This window comes from Caulobacter sp. BP25 (assembly GCF_002737755.1).
Classification (GTDB): Bacteria; Pseudomonadota; Alphaproteobacteria; order Caulobacterales; family Caulobacteraceae; genus Caulobacter.
The window spans coordinates 385,925-406,586 of sequence record NZ_PEGH01000004.1; the positions used below are offsets into that span (position 1 = coordinate 385,925).

A 20,662-nucleotide genomic window follows, 5' to 3' on the forward strand; every position below is an offset into this window, starting at 1 on the left:
ATGCAGCGCCCCACCCACACTTCGCCCTGTAAGGCTAACGATATTTTGTTTCCAAGTCCTTACAACAGGACATGCCGCCGCAGGCGAAGGCCGTCGCCCCTCGTTGAGCAAGGTCTTGTTGGACCGGGCCTCAGGATTCGGCAAAACCGTTTTAGGACAAAGGCCTGATGAAAACCTGGGCCATCAGAGCGAGGCGTGAGCGACACCGGAACTCCCGTGTCGGGCGAACGCTTTCGACCATGAAAGCTGTATAACATCGCCGCATATTTGGCTCGACACTCGTCGATGCGATTCGATTATCAGCCCAAAGCAGCAGGTTGCAGCTCGAAGCTCGCGGCGAGACCGTCCGTCGCGCAGCTGGCCACCCACAGATCGAAAACCCCAGGCTCAACGACCCAGTAGTCGTTGTCGCCGACGAACATCAGGTTCTCGCGTCGAAGCTCGAAGCGGACCTCTCGCTCGTTGCCCGGCGCCAGCGACACCCGTTGGAAGCCCTTCAGTTCACGGACAGGCCGCGTGCGACTGGCGACGCGATCGCGAATGTAGAGCTGTACGACATGCTCGCCGTGCACCGATCCCGTGTTGCGGACCTTCACCGTCACGTGAAGCGTCTCGTGCCAGCCCAGCTTGTCAGCGCTCATGCGCAGGTCACTCACGGCGAACGACGCATATCCAAGCCCAAAGCCGAAGGGATATAGCGCGTCATTGCGGATCGAGCGCCAGCGGGACTTGTACTCCTGAGCGTTCGGGTCAGCCGGCGCGGGGCGCCCCGTCGGTCGGCTATTATAGAAGAATGGCTGCTGACCGCTGTCGAGCGGAAAGCTGACCGGCAGGCGGCCCGACGGATTGACCGCGCCGAACAGAACATCGGCGACAGCGTGACCCATCTCGCTGCCCAGGAACCAGGTCGCCAGGATCGCCGGCGCGTCGCGCACCGGACCTTCCAAGGCCAGGGCGCGGCCATGACGCAGCAGCACGACGACGGGCTTTCCGGTCGCCGCTACGGCCTCGGCCAGGCGCTGCTGGGCCGGCGGGATACGGATGTCCGTGCGGGACTTGGCCTCGCCGGTCATTGTCTCGCTCTCACCGATCGCCAGAAGAACGATGTCAGCGACCTGGGCGGCGGCGACCGCCCGCTCTATGCCGCCGGCGATCGGCGCCTCGATGTCCGAGCCGCGCTCCACCGTGAGGCTGGCCGGATCGGCAAGCTGGGCCCGAAGCCCGGTCGCAAGGTCGACGTTCAGGGACTTGTCGGCGAAGAACCCGCCCCAGGCGCCAAGCACGTTGTCGCGGTCGTCGCCAAAAGGCCCGATCAAGGCCAGGCGCTTACCCGCCTTGGGCAGGGGCAGCAGCTTCTTGTCGTTCTTCAGAAGGACGATCGACCTGGCCCCGGACTCGCGACTGAGCGCGCGCAGGGCGGGCGTCGCCGTGCGAGCGCGCTCGGCGGCAGGATCCAACGAGCGATAGGGATTGTCGAAGAGGCCGACCGCCTCCTTCAGCGCCAACACGCGACGCACCGCAGCGTCGACCACCGCCATCGGCACGGCGCCCGAGGCGACGAGCTCGGGCAGGTAGCGGATGTAGAGCCCACTCTGCATGCTGATGTCGACGCCGGCCAGGATCGCCAGGCGCGCGGCGTCGCGATCGTCGGCGGCGTAGCCATGCGCCACCAGTTCCTGGTCGGAGGTGTAGTCGGAGATGACCACGCCCTTGAAGCCCCATTCGCCCCGTAGGATGTCGGTCAGCAGATGCTTGTTGGCGGTGGCCGGGACGCCGTTCACATCGTTGAAGGCCGCCATGACGGTCATCGCGCCGGCGGCAAAGGCGGCTTGGAACGGCGGCAGGTGAACTTCCCGCAGCGTGGCCTCGGACAGTTCGACCGAATTGTACTCAAGGCCCGCCGCCACTGCGCCATAGGCGGCGAAGTGCTTGGGCGTGGCCAGCATGCTGTCGTCGGCCTTGAGGTCCTTGCCCTGGAAGCCTCGGACCCGCGCGGCGGCCATGACCTCGCCGAGATAGGGATCCTCGCCCGAGCCCTCGGCCACACGGCCCCAGCGCTGGTCACGGGCGACGTCGACCATCGGCGCGAAGGTCCAGTGCAGACCTGAAGCGCTCGCTTCGGAAGCGGCGGCCCGGGCCGTGCGCTCGGCCAGATGCGGATCGAAGCTGGCGGCCTCGGCCAGCGGGATCGGGAAGACGGTGCGGAAGCCGTGGATCACATCGGCGGCGAACAGCAGCGGGATCTTCAGGCGTGAGCCCTCGACCGCGGCCTTCTGGGTGTCGAGCGCGGCCTGGGCGCCGACGCCGTTCATCAGGACGCCGATGCGCCCGGCCTTGATCTCGGCCGTCAGAGCCTGGGCGTTGCGGATGTTGACCAGCGGATTCATGTCGCCGATCGGTGGTCGGATCATGTCGGCGAAGCACGAGAGCTGCCCGGCCTTCTCCTCGATCGTCATCTGGGCCAGCAGGGCCTCGACACGATCCGAAGCCCTGGCGAAGGCGCATGGCGCGGTGACGGAGAGACCCGCAAGAGCGGCGGCGCCGGACAAGAATCCACGCCGGCTCGGCCCTTCCGGGCCGCCGTTCGCCGTCTTCAGAACCATGGAATCCCCCGGGGACGCTTTACGAGGCGCGCAAACTCGCCGCTAAAGCCTTGCGGCGCAACCGGCCAAGCCTATTCCGCGGCGATCAGTCCCGCCTCGGCCGGGACCCGAGCGGCGTTGTAAACCTCAAGGTCCAGGATGCCCTCGCGCTTGGCGACGATCGTGGGCACCAAGGCCTGGCCGGCGACGTTCACGGCCGTGCGGCCCATGTCGAGGATCGGGTCGATGGCCAGCAGCAGGCCCGCGCCTTCCAGCGGCAGGCCCAGGGTCGACAGGGTCAGGGTCAGCATCACAGTGGCGCCAGTCAGGCCCGCCGTGGCGGCCGAGCCGATCACCGAGACGAAGACGATCAGGAAGTAGTCGGACAAGGCCAGGTGCACACCGAAGAACTGGGCCACGAAGATCGCCGCGATCGCCGGATAGATGGCCGCGCAGCCGTCCATCTTGGTCGTCGCGCCCAGCGGCACGGCGAAGGCGGCGTAGGCGCGCGGCACGCCCAGGCTCGTCTCGGTCACAGCCTCGGTCACCGGCAGGGTTCCGACCGAGGAGCGCGAGACGAAGGCCAGCTGGATCGCCGGCCAGGCGCCCTGGAAAAACTTGATGGGATTGAGGCCATTCATGGCCAGGATGCTCGGATAGACGACCAGCAGCACCAAGCCGAGGCCGATATAGATCGCGCCGGTGAAGGCGCCGAGCTGGCCCAGCGTCGTCCAGCCGTATTGGGCCACCGCGTTGCCGAACAGGCCGATGGTGCCGATCGGGGTCAGGCGGATGACCCACCAAAGCACCTTGCGCACGATGGCCAAGGCCGAGGCGTTGAACTTGAGGAAGGCCTCGCCCGCCTCGCCGACCTTCAGCGCCGCGACGCCCGTGACCAGCGCGATGACGACGATCTGCAGCACGTTGAACGACAGCGAGGTCGAGGCCGCGCCGACGTCGCTGATCTTGGTCGAGGCGGCCAGGCCCAGGATGTTGACCGGGACGAGGCCGGTCAGGAAATCGAGCCACGAGCCGTGGGTCTTGGGCGCCTTGGCGGCGGCCGCTTCGACCGTGGTGTGCAGGCCCGGCTGAAGGATCAGGCCCAGGGCGATGCCGATCAGCACCGCGATCAGCGCCGTGACCGCGAACCAGAAGAGGGTGCGCCAAACGAGGCGTGCGGCGTTCTGCAGCTGGGCGATGTTGGCGATGCTGGCGACGATGGCGGTGAAGACCAGCGGGGGAACCAGGGTGCGCAGCAGCTGGACGAAGATCGCGCCGACCTGGTGCAGGGTCTCGGCCAGCGCATAGCCGCCCTGCCCTTCGGCCGGTCCCAAGTGGCGGGCCAGCAGGCCAAGGCCCAGGCCGATCGCCATGGCGACCAGGACCTGAACGCCGAAACCGCTGATGTAACGGCGGCTCTTGGATTGGGCGGCGACCATGCGCGTTCCTTCACTCGTAAGACCGTCCAATGTCGTGTCGAGCACTGGGAATTACGACCAAGGTTTTTCGATAGGCGCTTTCAGGAAAACTGATCGGACAAAAAGAAACCCCGGAAAGCCGAAGCCTTCCGGGGCGCTTTTCGGACGGATCTCGCGGCGTTAGTGGCCCGCGCCCACCGCTTCGTCCTCGATATCGTGGGTCGGGGCGTTCTTGGACACCAGCGCGAACCACAGGACGTAGACGTAGCAGAGCAGCGGGGCGATGAAGGCCAGCGACTTCGAGCCCGTCATCTCCTCGATCTTGGCGAAGGCCAGCGGCAGGAAGGCGCCGCCGACGATGGCCATGCACAGCAGGCCCGAGGTCGCCGAGGCCGGAGCCGACGAGCGCTGCAGGGTCAGGGTGAAGATGGTCGGGAACATGATCGAGTTGAACAGGCCGATCAGCAGGGCGGCGAAGGCCGGGATCAGCCCCGTGGTCAACGGAACGGTAGCCAGCAGCAGGTTCAGGTCGCCGGCGTGCGGGCTGGGGACCATGTCCTTGGTGAAGATCACAACCAGGCTCAGCGCGATCGCGCCCACGGCCACGGCCGTCAGCAGCCAGTAGTCCTTGAACTTTTTCAGCAGGGCCGAGCCGGCGAAACGGCCGATCATGGCGAAGACCATGTAGAAAGTGGTCATCTTGCCGGCCTGCTCGGCCGGGATGTTCAGAATGTGCGCTTCTTCCAGGAACAGCAGCAGGTTCAGCGAGATCGCCACCTCGGCGCCGACATAAAGGAAGATGCCGATGGCCCCCAGGTTCGCCCACTTGGACGACAGGGCCGACAGCGGGTTGACGAAGTGACCGGTCTTCGGGGCGGCTTCAGTGATCCGATGACGCACGAAGAAGATGGCCAGGATGAACAGGGCCAGGCCCGCGCCGATCACGAGATAAACGTTGGAGACAAAGCCCAGCGCCTGCTCGCGCATGGCGTCGGTGATCGCGATGTCCTTCTCGAAGATTTCGCCCTTGAGCAGGAAGTTGGCGCCGAACCACAGGCCGCAGGCCGCGCCCAAGGAGTTGAACGCCTGCGACAGGTTCAAACGGAACGAGCTGTCTTCGGGACGGCCCATCGAGGCGATCAGCGGGTTGGCCGCCACCTGCAGCAGGGTGATGCCCGAGGCCATGATGAACAGGGCCGTCAGCACCAGGGCGAAGGTGTGTAGCTTAGCTGCGGCGATGGCGACGAAGCAGCCCAAGACGATGCCGCCCAGGCCGACCATGACCGACTTGGCGTAGCCGAACTTGGACAGGAACGCCGCCGACGGCATCGACATGACGCCATAAGCGATGAAGAAGGCAAAGCCCGTCAGGCTGGCTTCCACCGGCGTCAGGGTGAAGACCGTCTTCATGGTCTTCAGCAGCGGGTCCAGCAGGTTGGTGACCAGCGCCCAGATGAAGAACAGGCACGTCACATAGACGATGGCCAGCTTGACGCCTCCGCCCGGGGCCGAGGACTTGGCGATCGCGGCGTCGCTCATTGAACGCCTCCGAAATTGAAATTCAGCACCGCAATCACTGGAGCACTCCCTAAGCGACGATGTTCGTGAGTCCGTCTTTGCGCGGACGCGCCATTCATTGGAAGCGTGACAACGTTGTCAACCATTTGTCTGATTTTTTGCGGCCTTGGCGTCGCTCTCCGGAACGAAAAAACACCCTCCCCGCTTGGTCAGGGAATGCGGGCGTTTTCCATGTGGGCGTTGGCGGTCGTGTTGATTTCAGGGCTCTTCGTGCTGGCCGCGATGGCCGGACTGGCCGACGCCATCGAGAGCCTGGCCTGCTGGGGCGCCGCCTGGTTGATCGGCGAATCGAAGCGCCAAAAGCCGGAGCAGACGCCGGTGGGCGGAATCAGGGCCTGAGCCCGCCCGCTCAAGCCGCCGCCCTCTGGGGAGTTGGCCGCAGGGTCCGGATCGTCGGACGCTCATAGACGGCGTTCTCGTCGACGTCCCAGACGTCGTGAAGGCGTTCGCCGGCGATGATGTTCTCGGCCGTCAGCACCCCGGTCATCATGGCGCGGTCCTGGTCGCCATAGCGGTGCATGCCATTGCGGCCCACCAGATGCAGGCCCGGATAGTGCATCTTCAGGTCAAGACGGATCATCCGGACATGCTCGGCATAGGCCTCGTCATAGACGGGATAGGCCTTGCGCTGGCGGGCGACGCAGGCGTCCTCGACGGCGTCGAGATCCATCAGGCCAATACGGGCGATCTCGGCCTTGGCCTTGGCGATCAGCTCAGCGTCGGACAACGACCAGAGGGCGTCGCCCTCGAAGCAGAAATACTCCAGGCCCAAGGCTGCCTCGACACCCTCGGGGATCATCTCCGGCGACCAGGCGCGCAGGTCGCGCACGCGGCCGACCTCCACCGAGGCGTCGTGGACATAGACCCAGGTGTCTGGCGGCGCCTTACGCGGCTTGCCGATCAGCACGACGGTCAAGAAGTCCCGATACATCAGTTCGCCGGCGTGGAAGACGCTCATCGGGGTCGGGCTGATCGACTGCATCAGCTCGCGGATTGGCGCCGAGGAGACCACATTGTCGGCCGTGTAGATTTCCTTGCGGCCATCGGCGCAGGCGACCGAGACGGTCCAGATGCGCGCCAGCTTGTCGTAGTGCAGGCCATCGACCCGACGGCCCAGGCGAACGTCGCCCCCCAGCGCCATGACCTTGTCGGCGCAAGCCTCCCAGACCATGCCCGCGCCTTGGCGGGGATAGAGGAAGCGCTCACTCAAGGTCTTGGTCGGCGCGGCGACAGGCGTCTTTCGCCGCAGACCCAGAGACCGCCGGACGCCGTCCATGATCGCCGTTCCGAGGTTCAGCCCCCGGATGCGCTGACGGGCCCAGTCGGCCGACAGCTCCTCGCAGCTCATGCCCCACACCTTCTCGGCGTAAGACTTGAAGAAGGTCGAAAACAGCGTCTCGCCGAAATGGTTGCGGACCCAGTCGCGGAAGCTCTCGGGCTGCTTGATGGGCTTGACCCTGGCCCAGGCGAACGAAGCCACGCACTTGGCCGCCATCCAGGGCCCCAGATTGGCCAGCGCCTGGAAGGCCCTCAAGGGGAACGCGTAGAAACGGCCCTGATAGTAGATGCGCGAGCGACGCGGCCGCTCCACGAAGCCTTCGGGCAGGATTTCCCGCCACAGGTCCAGAACCTCGGGATTGCGCGAGAAGAACCGATGGCCGCCGATGTCGAACTTCAGGCCCTTGTAGTCGAGGGTGCGAGCCACGCCCCCCACGCGAGCGGCGTCCATCTCCAGCACGGTCACGGCCCGGCCAGCCTTGGCCAGGGTGTAGGCGGTCGTGAGGCCCGCCGGCCCCGCCCCGATCACCAGGGTCTCCACGTGCTGGGCCATGCGCCCCTCCAAAGTCCCGTTTCGATACAGCATGGGGCGGCTTGGTTAAGGCCGTGTCGCGAGGCGTAGTGAAATGGCTGTTAATCGTGAATCGAGACGATTGGTCGCGACTTCGCCGCTTCACGCGGCGTGACCGCTGAAGGGATGGAAGGGACGCGGAGCGCCGGACATCCGTCCGGAGGTGTTCGTAGTGAGTACCGTTTCGACGAAGCCAGACGCTCCGCGCAGTCGTTATCCGGTGAGCCCTCGACGCGCGGGGTTTTAACCCGCTTCCGAAAGAGGCCCCCGACGGGCGGGCCGGGCTGGCGACCCGGTCCCCGGACCGTCCGGGCGATTTCAGCCCGAACCTAGATCCCGCTCGACCACCCCCGACAGCCGTCACGATCGCCGGCCGGACGTCCCTTCCTAGCCATCGGGTAAGGAAGAGTATGCGGGGCGATTCAACGCGGATGATCCAGCGGCGTGTAAAAGTGAGAAGTCGTTGAAATTGTTGGGTTCCATTTCGGATACGCCGAGCATACAGGCGCTCCAATCCCCGTACTTGCCCCCTCCGCGCTGACGCGCCCCTCCCCCGGAGGGGGAAGAAGGCCCGCGTTTCCTTCTGCCCCCTTTGGGGGCGGACGACCACGCGCAGCGTGGTCAGGTGGGGGCCTGCGGCGGTGGCCGCCCTACCCCGCCCGTGCGCTGCGCTCCCAGTCCAGAAATTCCGGCGTCTCCAGCAGCCGCTCGGCATAGGCGCCGGCCGCGCCCGTGTCGCCATAGTCGGACGGGTGGATCTCATAGGTCCGGAACCGCGTCGCCACGGGCGTGAAGAAGGCGTCGGCGATCGACCATTCGCCCAGCAGGAACGGCCCGCCGGAGCGCTTGAGCAGCTGGTTCCAGCGCTCGACGATTTTGCGGACGTCCTTCTGGGTGGCCTCCGAGATGTCCAGCTTGCGCGGCGCTTCGCCCAAGGCCATCGGGCACTCGCTCCGCAGGGACTGGAAGCCCGAATGCATCTCGGCGGCGGCCGATCGCCCCAGCGCCCGCAGCGCCGGATCGGCCGGCCAGAGCTTGGCCTCCGGAAATTTCTCGGCCAGGTACTCGCAGATCGCCAGCGAGTCCCAGACCACCAGGTCGCCGTCCTTCAGGGCCGGCGCGAGCTTGCTGGGGGAATAGGCGGCGATGTCAGCGGTCGTTGCCTCGCCCCGCCGCAGCTCGATCTCGGTCTCCTTGAAAGACTGTCCGGTGCGCTTTAGGGCCAGCCAGGGGCGCAGCGACCAGCTTGACCACCGCTTGGTGCCGATCACGAGTTCCATGCTCTGTCCTCCGCTGACGCAAATGCCGGTGGCCCTTCGGCTTAGCCTGCGTTTAAGGTGGCCTCAATGATTAGAACGAACGTTTGAGGGAGAGACGCCATGGTTAAGGACGCCCCCCCCGCCGCGCCAACGGGCTCGCCCCTGATCGCGCCGGTTTCAACCGCCTACCGGCGCTACGCGCTCTGGCTGCTGCTGATCATCTACACCCTGAACTTCTTGGATCGGCAGGTGATCAATATCCTGGCCGAACCGATCAAGCAGGAGCTGGGCCTGGCCGACTGGCAGCTGGGCATGATGACGGGCCTGGCCTTCGCGGTGTTCTACACCGTGCTGGGCATTCCAATCGCCCGCCTGGCCGAGCGCAAAAACAGACCGCTGATCATTTCCGCCTCGGTCGCGCTCTGGAGCGCCTTCACCGTCCTGTGCGGCTTCGTCCAGAACTTCTGGCACCTGATCCTGGCCCGCATCGGCGTGGGCATTGGCGAAGCCGGCTGCACGCCGCCCGCCCATTCGCTGATCTCCGACTATGTGCCGAAGGAAAAGCGCGCTAGCGCCATCGCTTTCTATTCGATCGGCACTCCGTTGGGCACGCTGGTCGGCATGGCCATGGGCGGGCTGGTGGCCGACGCCTATGGCTGGCGCGTAGCCTTCATGGTCGCCGGCGCGCCGGGCGTGGTGTTCGCGATCATCGCCGCCCTGACCCTGGTCGAGCCGCGCAAGCAGCTCGCCGCCGATCTTGCCGCCCGCGCGGCCCAGCCCCTTGGATTCGGCGCGGCCCTGGCGGTGCTGATGGCCAAGAAGACCTTCTGGCTGGTGGCCCTGGCTGCGGCGATCAAGGCGTTCATCGGCTATGGCCAGGCGCCGTTCACCGCCTCGTTCTTCTTCCGCAACCATACCGCCGAGCTGGCCAGCCTGGCGGCGCAGTTCGGCCTGAAGTCCGCCGGCTTCCTGGGCCTGTCCATTGGCCTGATCGCGGGCACGGCTGGCGTGGTCGGAGCCTGGCTGGGCGGCATGATCGCCGATCGCTACGGCGTCAAGGACATCCGCGCCTATGTCGTGGCCCCGGCGATAGCCTCGCTGCTGGCGGTCCCGATCTATATCGCCGCGATCAGCCTGCCCGGCGCGGTCCCGGCCCTGGTCCTGCTGGCGCCCTACTACTTGCTGAGCGCCCTGTGGTACGGGCCCGTCTACGCCACGACCCAGAGCATCGTCGACCCGAGCATGCGCGCCACGACGGCGGCCGTGCTGCTGTTCATCATCAACCTGATCGGCCTGGGCCTTGGCCCCCTGGGCGTCGGGCTGATGAGCGACCTCTTCGCCGGCCCTATGGGCATGGGATCAGCCGAAGGCGTGCGATGGGCGCTGATCATCTCGGCCTTGATGGGCGTGGTGTCGTTCTGGCTGTTCTGGCGCGCGCGCCGGACCATCGCCGCTGAGATGGTTTCCTAAAGGTCGCCAGCATCAGGGGCTGAGATTTAGCCCCTAGCGCTTTGGCTTCCGCTCCGTCACAGTCCCCTCAAGAATTAGAACAAGTGTTTGAAGGGAGAGAGTCAGTATGGCCGACGCGCGTGCGTCCGGCGGCGATCGGCCGCTTTACTCGAATGGCTACAAGGCCACGGTGCTGGGCCTGCTGCTGGCGACCTACACCTTCAACTTCATAGACCGGACGATCATCGCCACCATCGGCCAGGCCATCAAGGTCGACCTGAAACTGACCGACACCCAGCTGGGCCTGCTGGGAGGCCTCTACTTCGCTCTGCTGTACACGATCCTGGGCATCCCGATCGCGCGGCTGGCCGAGCGCTTCAACCGGGTGACGATCATATCGGTCTCGCTCGTGATCTGGTCGGGCTTCACGGTGCTGTGCGGGGCGGCGGCGAACTTCGCCCAACTGGCCCTCTACCGGTTCGGGGTTGGCGTGGGCGAAGCGGGCTGTTCGCCGCCCAGCCACTCGCTGATCAGCGACTATTACGAGCCCAAGAAGCGGGCCTCGGCCCTGTCGATCTATTCCTTCGGCATCCCGCTGGGCACCATGTTCGGCGCGGTGGCCGGGGGCTGGCTCGCGCAGGAGTTCAGCTGGCGTGTGGCCTTCGTGATCGTCGGCCTTCCGGGCATCCTGCTGGCCCTGATCGTCAAGCTGGTGGTCAAGGAGCCACCGCGCGGCCACTCGGAGATCGTCGAACGTCCGATCGAGGCCGAGGACGTGGTCATCGAGCCCGCCGCCAAGCCGCGCTTCTCGCTGGCGGCCGAGTTTTCAGAGATCTGGGCGGTCACCAAAATCCTGTTCGGCAAGTGGCCGGTGCTGCACATGGTGCTGGGCGTCACGATCGCCTCTTTCGGCTCCTACGGATCCAACGCGTTCGCCCCGCCCTATTTCGTGCGCGCCTTCGACCTGGGCCTGGCCCAGGTCGGTCTGATCGTCGGGCTGGTCGGCGGCTTCTCGGCCGGGGTCGGCACGCTGGTGGGCGGCTTCCTGTCGGACTGGGCGGGCAAGAAGAGCGCCAAGTGGTACGCCCTGACGCCGGCGATCGGCCTCTTGATCTGCACGCCGATCTATATCGCCGCCTATATGCAGACCAGCTGGGAGGCCACGGCGCTGATCCTGCTGATCCCGGGCATCTTCCATTACACGTACCTAGCCCCGACCTTCGGCGTGGTGCAGAACTCGGTCGAGCCGCGCCGGCGGGCCACCGCCACGGCGCTGCTGTTCTTTTTCCTCAACCTGATCGCCCTGGGCGGCGGACCGGTCTTCACTGGCTGGCTGATCGACCACCTGGCGCAGTTCAACTTCAACAATCCGGGCTCGACCGGCATCCTGCACGCCCTGGCCGGCTCGTTTGGCGAGGCCGGCGCTCACAGCTTTACGCTGAGCTGCCCCGGCGGCCTGGCTGCGGCGGGCTCCGCGCCCGAGCTCGCCCGGGCCTGCGCCGACGCCTCGGCCCGCTCGACCCAGCAAGGCATCATCGTCTCGCTGTGCTTCTACGCCTGGGCCGGCGTCCACTACGCCCTGGCGGCGATTGGGCTGGTCAAGCACATGAAGGAGCGGGCCGGGGCATAGGCGCGATACTCGCCCCCTCCGGATGCTGCGCATCCTCCTCCCCCATAGGGGGAAGAAGACCGCGCGATCCTTCTTCCCCCTCTGGGGGAGGAGCGCGAAGCGCGGAGGGGGCAAGTGACCGCCAACGACGCTAAGTAATAACCCTCTTCCCTTGACTCATCGGCTCGCCAGGCCGAAACGCCCGCCCATGATCAGCCGCTACGCCCGCCCCGAAGCCGCCGCCATCTGGTCCAGCCAGACCAAGTACAAGATCTGGTTCGAGATCGAGGCCCACGCCGCCGACGCCATGGCCGAGCTTGGGGTCATCCCCAAGATCGCCGCCGAGACAATCTGGGAGAAGGGCCGCGACGCGGTCTGGGACAGCGACCGCATCGACGAGATCGAGCGCGTCACCAAGCACGACGTCATCGCCTTCCTGACCCATGTGTCGGAAATCGTCGGTCCCGAAGCCCGCTTCCTGCACCAGGGCATGACCAGCAGCGACGTGCTGGACACCTGCTTTGCCGTGCAGCTGTCGCGCGCCACCGACCTTCTGCTGGAAGACGTCGACCTGGTGCTGAAGGCGCTGAAGCGTCGCGCGCTTGAGCACAAGATGACCGTCTGCGTCGGCCGCAGCCACGGCATCCACGCCGAGCCCGTAACCTTCGGCCTGAAGCTGGCCGGCTATTATGCCGAGTTCCAGCGCGCCAAGGAGCGCCTGGCGATGGCCAAGTTCGAGATCGCCACCTGCGCGATCTCAGGCGCCGTCGGCACCTTCGCCAATGTCGATCCGCGCGTCGAACAGCACGTGGCCGACAAGATGGGCCTGGCTGTCGAGCCGGTCTCGACCCAGGTGATCCCGCGCGACCGCCACGCGGCCTATTTCGCGGCCCTGGGCGTTGTGGCCTCGTCGGTCGAGCGCCTGGCCACCGAGATCCGCCACCTGCAGCGCACCGAGGTCCTGGAAGCCGAAGAGCCGTTCGATCCGGGCCAAAAGGGCAGCTCGGCCATGCCGCACAAGCGCAACCCGATCCTGACCGAGAACCTCACCGGTCTGGCGCGCCTAGTCCGTTCGGCCGTGGTGCCGGCGATGGAGAACGTCGCCCTCTGGCACGAGCGCGACATCAGCCACTCGTCGGTCGAGCGCGGCATTGGTCCCGACGCCACCATCCACCTCGACTTCGCCCTGCGCCGCCTGGCCGGCGTCATCGAGCGCTTCAACATCTATCCCGACAACATGGCCAAGAACCTGGACAAGCTGGGCGGCCTTGTGTTCTCGCAGCGGGTCATGCTGGCCCTGACCCACAAGGACGTCTCCAGAGAAGACGCCTACGCGGCCGTGCAAGGCAACGCCATGAAGGTCTGGCGCGGCGAAGGCCGTTTCCTCGACTTCCTGAAGGCCGACCCTGTGGTCTCCAAGGCCCTGACGGACGCCGAGCTCGAGGAGCTGTTCGACTACGGCTACCACACCAAGAACGTCGACGTGATCTTCAAGCGCGTCTTCGGCCAGGACGCGTAAGACCTTGGACGACGCGCCGATCCTGCGCCTGAACCCGGCGCTCGATCCGGCCGCCTTCGCGGCGGCCTACGCCCGCGAGGGCGTGGCGCGCATTCCTGACGTGTTCGAGCCAGCGGTCGTCGATCGCCTGGCTGGCATCCTCGAACAGACCATCGACTGGGACATCATCTGCTCAGACGAGCGCGGCAAGGCCGAGGTGCTGGACCGCGCGCGGCGCCAGGCCCTGGGCGGCGACGCGGTAGCCGAGCGGCTCCGCGCGGCGACGCTGCGAGCCCGCGACGGCTTCGCCTATGTCTATCTCGGCTATCCGATGGTCGACGCCTATCTGGCGGGCCGAGACCCCGGCCATCCGATCCACGCCCTGACCGAGTTCCTCAACAGTCCGGCGTTCATCGGCTTCTGCTCGGCCGTGACGGGCGAGACGACCGTCACCAAGATCGACGGCCAGGCCACGTGCTACCGCCCGGGCGACTTCCTGACCCAGCACGACGACACCGGCGTTGGCGAGCGGCTGGCGGCCTACACCCTGGGCCTGACGCGCACCTGGCGGCCGGACTGGGGCGGCCAGTTGCTGTTCCACGACGCCAAGGGCGATGTCGAGCGCGGCTATGCGCCGGCCTGGAACACCCTGACGCTGTTTCGCGTGCCGCGCGTCCACTCGGTGGCGCCGGTCGCGCCCTATGCCGGCGCGGCGCGGCTGATGATCACCGGCTGGCTGAGGAACGATCCGCCCCATGGCGGCGGTTAAGCGCGGCTTTCCCCCAATCGTCGACGCCGACACCCGTGTCCTGATCCTGGGCAGCCTGCCAGGCGAGGCCTCGCTGGCCGCGCGGCAGTACTATGGCAATACCAGGAACGCCTTCTGGCGTTTGATGGAACAGGTGCTGGACACGCCGCTAGTCGCCCTCGCCTACGAGGACCGCCTGGCAGCCTTGAAGGCGCGGGGCGTTGGCCTTTGGGACGTCATCGCGCAGGCCGAGCGGCCCGGAAGCCTGGACGCGGCCATCCGCGCCCCCGCAGCGAACGATCTGTTGGCGCTGATCCAGACCCTGCCGGCCCTGCGGCTCGTGGCGTTCAACGGCGGGACGGCGGCCAAGCTGGGCGGGCGGCTGATCGGCGGACGCGTCCCGACCCTGGCCCTGCCCTCTTCGTCGCCCGCCCACGCCGCGCGCAGCTTTGAGCAAAAGGCGCAGGTCTGGCGCCAGCTTGCGCCGTTTGTCAGCTTCCGGCCCCAATAAAAAGCCCGCGCCGCCGGCTGAGGCGACGCGGGCCAAGCGCCTTGGGGAGGGTTAGGCGATATTCTTGACCGGCACGTTCTCGACGTGGGTGGTCACGTAGTTAAAACCGCCGGTGCCGTTCCACTGCTGATCCACCGCCAGGGCGGCGGTGAACTTGGCCAGGAACGTGCCGATGGCCGGCGGCGGCACCGAGTAGACGAACTCGCCTTGCAGCGAGACGAGCTGGTGGTTGGGCCCAAAGCCCGTCTGATAAATCTGGCCCGTCACCGGGAAGCGGTGGTTACCGCTGGCGGTTGCCTGGGTGATCTCGGCGATACCGGCCACGTGGCCCGACGCCGCCTGCACCGAAAGCGCGAGATTGACGATCGGCGCGCCGGGCATGCCGACATTGCCGACCACCGCCTTGACGAAATAGAGACCCAGCACATCGCTGGCGGTCTTCTGGGTGTGAAGCGTACCGACTTCCGAGGCCATTGGACGTTCTCCCTAGATTGGCGGTTCCGTTGACCGCCCGGCGGCACATTGATCCTTCCGACATCCAGCGCCAGATAAAACCGGTGCGAAAATTTGAATTTCTAACAACTGATGCGAGCATTTTACTCCGGAGCTCGCCTAAAGGCGTTAACCAATTCCGGACAGGGCAAGGCCTTGCTGAAACGCGGCGCCCCAGCCTCTACCCTAGGTTTTTTTAGAAAAAATCGAACGACTTCCGGGCCGCCGAGCGCGCACGAAAAAGGCCGCCCCGAAGGACGGCCCCATTCATCCGAGAATGACGATAGCGCCTATTCGCCAGACTTGATCTGCTCGCGAGCCTGGGCCAGCAGCTCGGCCATCTTCATGCGGACCTCGCCTTCGCTGATGGAGACGCCCGAGCCCTTCAAGTCCTCGAAAACCTTGCGGAAAACGTCTTCGTCGCCCGGCTGTTCGAAGTCGGACTTGACCACGGCGCGCGCGTACTCATCGGCGGTCGCCAGGCCCATCAGGCCGGCCGCCCATTCGCCCAGAAGGCGGTTGCGGCGCGCGGCCGCCTTAAATTCCAGTTCCTGGTCCAGCGCGAACTTGCGTTCGAAACCCTGCTCGCGTTCGTCGAAGGTGGTCATGAAGGCCCCAAAGTCGCCCGCTTGCGCGGCCAGATCGACCGATCTGGCCGCGCAAGCTCTAATTTTAAACATTTTGAGCATGATGGTCGCCAAAACCGGCGTCCACTTTCGGCTATCATGCTCCTACGCCGGCTGCATATATCCTGCCGGTCGGGTCCGCAATCTCGGGATCGTCCCGAGGCGACGTTTATGATCTTAACATAAACCAAACTCCCCGCCTTTGTTTGCGCCATCGCGCTCATTCGGGTAGGTTCAGAAGGACATTTTTTAGTGAGCGGCCTTGAGTCGAAAGCCGCGCGCAGCTATCCGCCGCGCGCGCTTTTCGTTTCTCGGGAAGTTTTTCCGGGCAAGGGCGGCGCGCGCTTCCAAAAAGGGCCTCGACGAGAGCCATGACGACCCGCCGCAAGAAGATTTACGAAGGCAAGGCCAAGATCCTGTACGAGGGCCCCGAGCCCGGCACCCTGATCCAGTACTTCAAGGACGACGCCACCGCGTTCAACGCGCAGAAGAAGGCGGTCCTGGAAGGCAAGGGCGTGATCAACAATCGGATCAGCGAGTACATCATGACTCGTCTGAACTCGATCGGCGTGCAGAACCACTTCATCCGCCGCCTGAACCTGCGCGAGCAGCTGATCAAGGAGGTCGAGATCGTTCCGCTCGAGGTGGTGGTGCGCAACATCGCCGCCGGTTCGATCGCCACGCGCCTGGGCCTGACCGAGGGTCAGCCCCTGCCCCGCTCGATCATCGAGTTCTACTACAAGGACGACAAGCTGGGCGACCCGATGGTCTCCGAGGAGCACATCACCGCGTTCAACTGGGCCGCGACCCAGGAGATCGACGACATGATGGCCACCGCCCTGCGCGTGAACGACTATCTGTCGGGCCTGTTCAGCGCCGTCGGCATCACGCTGGTCGACTTCAAGATCGAGTTTGGCCGCGTCTACGAAGGCGACTTCTCGCGCATCATCCTGGCCGACGAGATCAGCCCCGACAGCTGCCGCCTGTGGGACGCCGCGACCAACGAGAAGCTGGACAAGGACCGCTTCCGCCGCGACCTGGGCAATGTCATCGAGAGCTATACCGAGGTGGCCCGCCGCCTGGGGATCATGAAGGAAATGCCCACCGTCATCCAAGGCGGCGTGCACTAAGCTTGGGTTCTCCTCCCCCGCTCGCGGGGGAGGTGGCGCGCGGCGAGGCCGCGTGACGGAGGGGGCGCAAAGCCCGAAGTGATGGACGGCAGGGCGACGCCCCCTCCACCGCTTCGCTGTCCCCCTCCCCCGTTCCACGGGTGAGGAGATTTAAAGTGAAAGCCACCGTCCACGTGTTCCTGAAGCCCGGCGTGCTCGACGTTCAGGGCAAGGCCGTCGAGAACGCCCTGCACGGTCTGGGCTGGCCGTCGGTCAAGGACGCTCGCGTCGGCCGCGTGATCGAGTTCGACCTGGCCGAAACCGACGCCGAAAAGGCCAAGGCCGAGGTCAAGGCCATGTGCGAGAAGCTGCTGGCCAATACGGTCATCGAAAGCTACCGCATCGACGTGGCTTAAGCGGCGAAGCTCGTCCTGAGCATCGCCAGGCTGGTCTCCCGGATGGGCTCCAGGTCCATGCCGGGATCGATCAGCAGCTGGGTGGACAGCCCCAGCAGCAACGACCCGACCATTAGGGCCGCCGCATCGGCGTTGAGATCAGCGCGAATGACGCCCTGAGCCTGGCCGCATAGGACCATCGCCTCCAGCCGTTCCTCGGCGCCCTTGTGCGCCAGGGCAAAGGGCGCGCGCAGGTCCGACATATCGGCCACCGCGCCCGCCAGCAGCACGAAATAGGCCCTCATCTCGCCGTCCCGCGACAGGTTCGTCAGGAAGGCGTCGACAAAGCCCAGCACCGCCTCCAGCCCATTGAGCTGACCCAGGCGCCGATCGTCCATCTGCGCTTCCAGCCGGGCCTGCAGGCGGGCGATCAGCGCCTCGATCAGCCCCTGCTTGGAGCCGAACCGCTGGGTGACCAGCCCCCGGCTATAGCCGGCCCGTAGCCCAATATTCTCAAAGGTGGCCGCCGCCACGCCCTGTTCTGCGATCAGCTCGGCGGCGGCGCGCAGCAGCTCGGCCTCCGACTGCTGGCGGCGGTCGGACTGGGTGCGGCGCTCGGGAACCTTAAGGGACGACGTCATCTTGCCGAACTTAGTTATTTGTTGGACAACAAGCAAATAATTGAGATGGCCGCAGAGCCATCCTCGGGAGGAGCCAGGAGGCCTGCATGACGATCCCCGCCGACATCGCCAAGGACATTGTCGACCCCACCGCCTATGCCGACGGCGACCGTGTCGATCAGGCCTTCGCCTGGCTGCGCAAGGAAGCCCCGCTGGACATCGCCCAGCCCGAGGGCTTCGATCCGTTTTGGGTGGTCACGCGCCACGCCGACATCCTGGAGGTCGAGCGCCAGAACGAGTTGTTCCACAACGGCGACCGCGCCACGGTGCTGACCACGATCGAGGCCGACCGCAAGGTGCGCGAGATGATGGGCGGGTCCCCTCACCTGGTCCGCTCGCTGGTGCAGATGGATAACCCCGACCACTTCGCCTACCGCAAGATCACCCAAGGCGCGCTGCTGCCGCAGAATCTGCGGGCGCTGGAGGCCCGGATCCGCGAGATCGCGCGCGGCTTCGTCGACCGCATGGCTGAGCACGGCGACCGCTGCGACTTCGCCCGCGACGTCGCCTTCCTCTATCCGCTGCACGTGATCATGGAGGTGCTGGGCGTTCCCGAGAGCGACGAGCCCCGCATGCTGAAGCTGACCCAGGAGCTGTTCGGCAACGCCGATCCAGACCTGAACCGCAGCGGCAAGACGATCACCGACGCCGGCGAAGGCGTCGACAGCATCCAGTCGGTGGTCATGGACTTCATGATGTACTTCAACGCCATCACCGAGGACCGCCGCGCCAAGCCGCGCGACGATCTGGCCAGCCTGATCGCCAACGGCAAGGTCAATGGCGAGCCGATGGGCCACCTGGAGGCGATGAGCTACTACATCATCGCCGCCACGGCCGGCCACGACACCACCTCCTCGACCACCGCTGGCGCGCTGTGGGCCCTGGCCGAGAACCCCGACCAGTTCGCCAAGTTAAAAGCCGACCCGTCGCTGATCTCGGGCCTGATCGAGGAGTCGATCCGCTGGGTCACGCCGGTGAAGCACTTCATGCGCACCGCCACGGCCGACGCCGAACTGGCGGGCAAGAAGATCGCCAAGGGCGACTGGCTGTTCCTGTCCTACCCGTCCGGCAACCGTGACGAGACGGTGTTCGACGACCCGTTCAGCTTCAAGGTCGATCGCACGCCCAACAAGCACATCGCCTTCGGCTACGGCGCGCACATTTGCCTGGGCCAGCACCTGGCGCGGATGGAGATGCGGGTGCTGTGGGAGGAACTGCTGTCCCGCCTCGACAGCGTCGAACTGGACGGCGCGCCCACCCGCATGACCGCCAACTTCGTCTGCGGCCCGAAATCGGTGCCGATCCGCTTCAAGATGCACTGAGGCGGCGGCGATGAGCGCGGAACCCTTCAAGGTCTGGCAATGCCGGACGTGCGGTTACATCTACGACGAGGAACAGGGCGACCCTGGCGAGGGCCTGGCGCCCGGCACGCGCTGGGCGGATATTCCAGAGGGATGGATCTGCCCCGCGTGCGGCACGCCGAAGTCCGACTTCGACATGATCGAGCTGTAGAAAATCGCGCCCGCCTCTTCCGCTCGAAGCTTCGCCGCACGATGTTCAGCGTCGAGCGGAAGGGAGACTGTCGATGAGCGCGAAGTTCCAACTGGCCCAGGTCAATGTCGGACGGCTGAAAGCGCCGATCGACCACCCGATGATCAAGGACTTCGCCGACAACCTCGACCGCATCAACGCCCTGGCCGAGGCCTCGCCGGGCTTCGTCTGGCGTCTGACGGGCGATGGCAACAACGCCACGGACCTGGCCATCGGCGACGACCCGCTGTTCATCCCGAACCTGTCGGTCTGGGAAGACATCCCCTCGCTGGGCGCCTTCGTCTATCGCAGCGGCCACGTCGAGATCATGCGCCGCCGCCGCGAATGGTTCGAGCATATGGACCTCTACATGGCGCTGTGGTGGGTCCCGGCCGGGCACACCCCGACCGTCGAGGAGGCGCTGGAGAAGCTGGCGCACCTGGAGGCCCACGGCCCGACACCGGCGGCCTTCACCTTCAAGTCGCCCTTCCCCGCGCCCAGCGGCGAGGCTGCGGCGCCGGAATTGGATGAGTGCGCGTAGCGAGCTGTCATCCCGGCCGAAGCGCAGCGTAGGGCCGGGACCACAGGAGGCGCGGTGTTTCCGGCGGTCCCGGCTTTCGCCGGGATGACAGCGGGGCCCGAACGGTGCTACAGGCCCGCGCCATGAAAGCCGCCGTCATCGTTTTTCCGGGTTCGAACTGCGATCGTGACTGCAAGGTCGCCATCGAGCGCTCCGCTGGGGCGCGTGTCGAAATGGTCTGGCACCAGGAGACGGCGCTGCCGGACGATCTGGATCTGATCGTCCTGCCCGGCGGCTTCTCGTACGGCGACTATCTGCGCTGCGGCGCCATGGCGGCCCTGAGCCCCGTCATGAAGGAGGTCGTCTCGGCCGCCGACAAGGGCGTGGCGGTCGTGGGCATCTGCAACGGCTTCCAGGTGCTGACCGAGGTTGGCCTGCTGCCCGGCGCCCTGCTGCGCAACGCGGGCCTGAAGTATGTCTGCAAGGCCGTCGAGCTGGATATCACCAACGGCCAGACCCGCTTCACCGCCGGTTTCGGCGAGCAACGCGACGCGGTCATGACCGTCGGCAATGGCGAGGGCAACTACTTCGCCGACGAAGAGACGCTGGACCGTATCGAAGGCGAAGGCCAGGTGGTGTTCCGCTACAAGGAAAACCCCAACGGCTCGGCCCGCGACATCGCCGGCATCGTCAACGCCAAGGGCAATGTCCTGGGCCTGATGCCCCACCCCGACCGCGCCTTCGACGCCGATCTTGGCTCGGAAGACGGCGCGATCCTGTTCCGCAGCATCTTCCAGAGCGCCTGACGG

Annotated in this window: 20 protein-coding genes; 12 read left to right on the forward strand and 8 right to left on the reverse strand. The window is 66.0% G+C overall.

The window, feature by feature from the left end; translation table 11 throughout:
• Positions 1-299: 299 nt before the first annotated feature.
• The 3 genes from CSW59_RS03025 to CSW59_RS03035 form a co-directional block, all read right to left on the reverse strand.
• Positions 300-2,603, reverse strand: coding sequence for a glycoside hydrolase family 3 N-terminal domain-containing protein (locus CSW59_RS03025; protein WP_099442631.1), 2,304 nt, complete (start codon positions 2,601-2,603; stop codon positions 300-302).
• Positions 2,604-2,674: 71 nt separating this feature from the next.
• Positions 2,675-4,021 (reverse strand): dicarboxylate/amino acid:cation symporter, encoded by a 1,347-nt coding sequence (locus CSW59_RS03030; RefSeq protein ID WP_099442632.1) that lies wholly within the window; start codon positions 4,019-4,021, stop codon positions 2,675-2,677.
• Positions 4,022-4,180: 159 nt separating this feature from the next.
• Entirely contained in the window at positions 4,181-5,539 is a 1,359-nt protein-coding gene (locus CSW59_RS03035) for a sugar MFS transporter (RefSeq protein WP_099442633.1), read from the reverse strand.
• 210 nt (positions 5,540-5,749) lie between these two features.
• Between CSW59_RS03035 and CSW59_RS20720 the strand changes: the two genes are divergently transcribed.
• Positions 5,750-5,917: a hypothetical protein gene (locus CSW59_RS20720; RefSeq protein WP_161495014.1), complete on the forward strand. Its 168-nt coding sequence runs from the start codon at positions 5,750-5,752 to the stop codon at positions 5,915-5,917.
• 10 nt (positions 5,918-5,927) lie between these two features.
• On the opposite strand, the gene CSW59_RS03045 is transcribed toward CSW59_RS20720, so the two are convergent.
• Together CSW59_RS03045 and CSW59_RS03055 are read right to left on the reverse strand one after the other, a co-directional pair.
• Positions 5,928-7,409: an NAD(P)/FAD-dependent oxidoreductase gene (locus CSW59_RS03045; RefSeq protein ID WP_099442635.1), complete on the reverse strand. Its 1,482-nt coding sequence runs from the start codon at positions 7,407-7,409 to the stop codon at positions 5,928-5,930.
• Positions 7,410-8,077: 668 nt separating this feature from the next.
• Positions 8,078-8,707, reverse strand: coding sequence for a glutathione S-transferase family protein (locus CSW59_RS03055; protein WP_099442636.1), 630 nt, complete (start codon positions 8,705-8,707; stop codon positions 8,078-8,080).
• A gap of 99 nt (positions 8,708-8,806) precedes the next feature.
• On the opposite strand from CSW59_RS03055, the gene CSW59_RS03060 reads away from it, so the two are divergent.
• The 5 genes from CSW59_RS03060 to CSW59_RS03080 all read left to right on the forward strand — a co-directional run bounded on the left by CSW59_RS03060 (position 8,807) and on the right by CSW59_RS03080 (position 14,501).
• On the forward strand, positions 8,807-10,156 hold the full coding sequence (locus CSW59_RS03060) for an MFS transporter (RefSeq protein WP_099442637.1): 1,350 nt from the start codon (positions 8,807-8,809) through the stop codon (positions 10,154-10,156).
• Positions 10,157-10,262: 106 nt separating this feature from the next.
• The gene (locus CSW59_RS03065; protein ID WP_099442638.1) at positions 10,263-11,765 is read left to right on the forward strand and encodes an MFS transporter; all 1,503 of its coding nucleotides are present in this window, start codon (positions 10,263-10,265) and stop codon (positions 11,763-11,765) included.
• Between the two features lie 187 nt (positions 11,766-11,952).
• On the forward strand, positions 11,953-13,263 hold the full coding sequence (gene purB / locus CSW59_RS03070; protein WP_099442639.1) for an adenylosuccinate lyase: 1,311 nt from the start codon (positions 11,953-11,955) through the stop codon (positions 13,261-13,263).
• Between the two features lie 4 nt (positions 13,264-13,267).
• Positions 13,268-14,011 (forward strand): 2OG-Fe(II) oxygenase family protein, encoded by a 744-nt coding sequence (locus tag CSW59_RS03075; RefSeq protein ID WP_099442640.1) that lies wholly within the window; start codon positions 13,268-13,270, stop codon positions 14,009-14,011.
• On the forward strand, positions 13,998-14,501 hold the full coding sequence (locus CSW59_RS03080; RefSeq protein WP_099442641.1) for a DNA-deoxyinosine glycosylase: 504 nt from the start codon (positions 13,998-14,000) through the stop codon (positions 14,499-14,501). Before CSW59_RS03075 ends, CSW59_RS03080 begins: the two co-directional genes overlap by 14 nt.
• 51 nt (positions 14,502-14,552) lie before the next feature.
• On the opposite strand, the gene CSW59_RS03085 is transcribed toward CSW59_RS03080, so the two are convergent.
• A complete protein-coding gene (locus CSW59_RS03085; protein WP_099442642.1) occupies positions 14,553-14,975 on the reverse strand; it encodes a DUF1842 domain-containing protein in 423 nt (140 codons plus the stop codon).
• A gap of 308 nt (positions 14,976-15,283) precedes the next feature.
• On the reverse strand, positions 15,284-15,601 hold the full coding sequence (locus tag CSW59_RS03090; protein ID WP_099442686.1) for a DUF1476 domain-containing protein: 318 nt from the start codon (positions 15,599-15,601) through the stop codon (positions 15,284-15,286).
• A 389-nt stretch (positions 15,602-15,990) separates the two neighbouring features.
• On the opposite strand from CSW59_RS03090, the gene purC reads away from it, so the two are divergent.
• Positions 15,991-16,749, forward strand: coding sequence for a phosphoribosylaminoimidazolesuccinocarboxamide synthase (purC, locus tag CSW59_RS03095; protein WP_099442643.1), 759 nt, complete (start codon positions 15,991-15,993; stop codon positions 16,747-16,749).
• A 155-nt stretch (positions 16,750-16,904) separates the two neighbouring features.
• Positions 16,905-17,144 carry a phosphoribosylformylglycinamidine synthase subunit PurS gene (gene purS / locus CSW59_RS03100; RefSeq protein ID WP_099442644.1) on the forward strand — a complete coding sequence of 80 codons (240 nt, stop codon included), beginning with the start codon at positions 16,905-16,907 and terminating at the stop codon, positions 17,142-17,144.
• Here the strand turns inward: purS and CSW59_RS03105 are convergent.
• Entirely contained in the window at positions 17,141-17,764 is a 624-nt protein-coding gene (locus CSW59_RS03105; protein ID WP_099442645.1) for a TetR/AcrR family transcriptional regulator, read from the reverse strand. The genes purS and CSW59_RS03105 overlap by 4 nt on opposite strands.
• Before the next feature lie 86 nt (positions 17,765-17,850).
• On the opposite strand from CSW59_RS03105, the gene CSW59_RS03110 reads away from it, so the two are divergent.
• The 4 genes from CSW59_RS03110 (at position 17,851) to purQ (ending at position 20,659) form a co-directional block, all read left to right on the forward strand.
• Entirely contained in the window at positions 17,851-19,125 is a 1,275-nt protein-coding gene (locus CSW59_RS03110; RefSeq protein ID WP_099442646.1) for a cytochrome P450, read from the forward strand.
• 10 nt (positions 19,126-19,135) lie between these two features.
• A complete protein-coding gene (locus tag CSW59_RS03115; protein ID WP_099442647.1) occupies positions 19,136-19,315 on the forward strand; it encodes a rubredoxin in 180 nt (59 codons plus the stop codon).
• Positions 19,316-19,388: 73 nt separating this feature from the next.
• On the forward strand, positions 19,389-19,874 hold the full coding sequence (locus CSW59_RS03120; RefSeq protein ID WP_099442648.1) for a DUF3291 domain-containing protein: 486 nt from the start codon (positions 19,389-19,391) through the stop codon (positions 19,872-19,874).
• Between the two features lie 122 nt (positions 19,875-19,996).
• Entirely contained in the window at positions 19,997-20,659 is a 663-nt protein-coding gene (gene purQ, locus CSW59_RS03125; protein ID WP_099442649.1) for a phosphoribosylformylglycinamidine synthase subunit PurQ, read from the forward strand.
• The last annotated feature ends 3 nt before the right edge of the window (positions 20,660-20,662 follow it).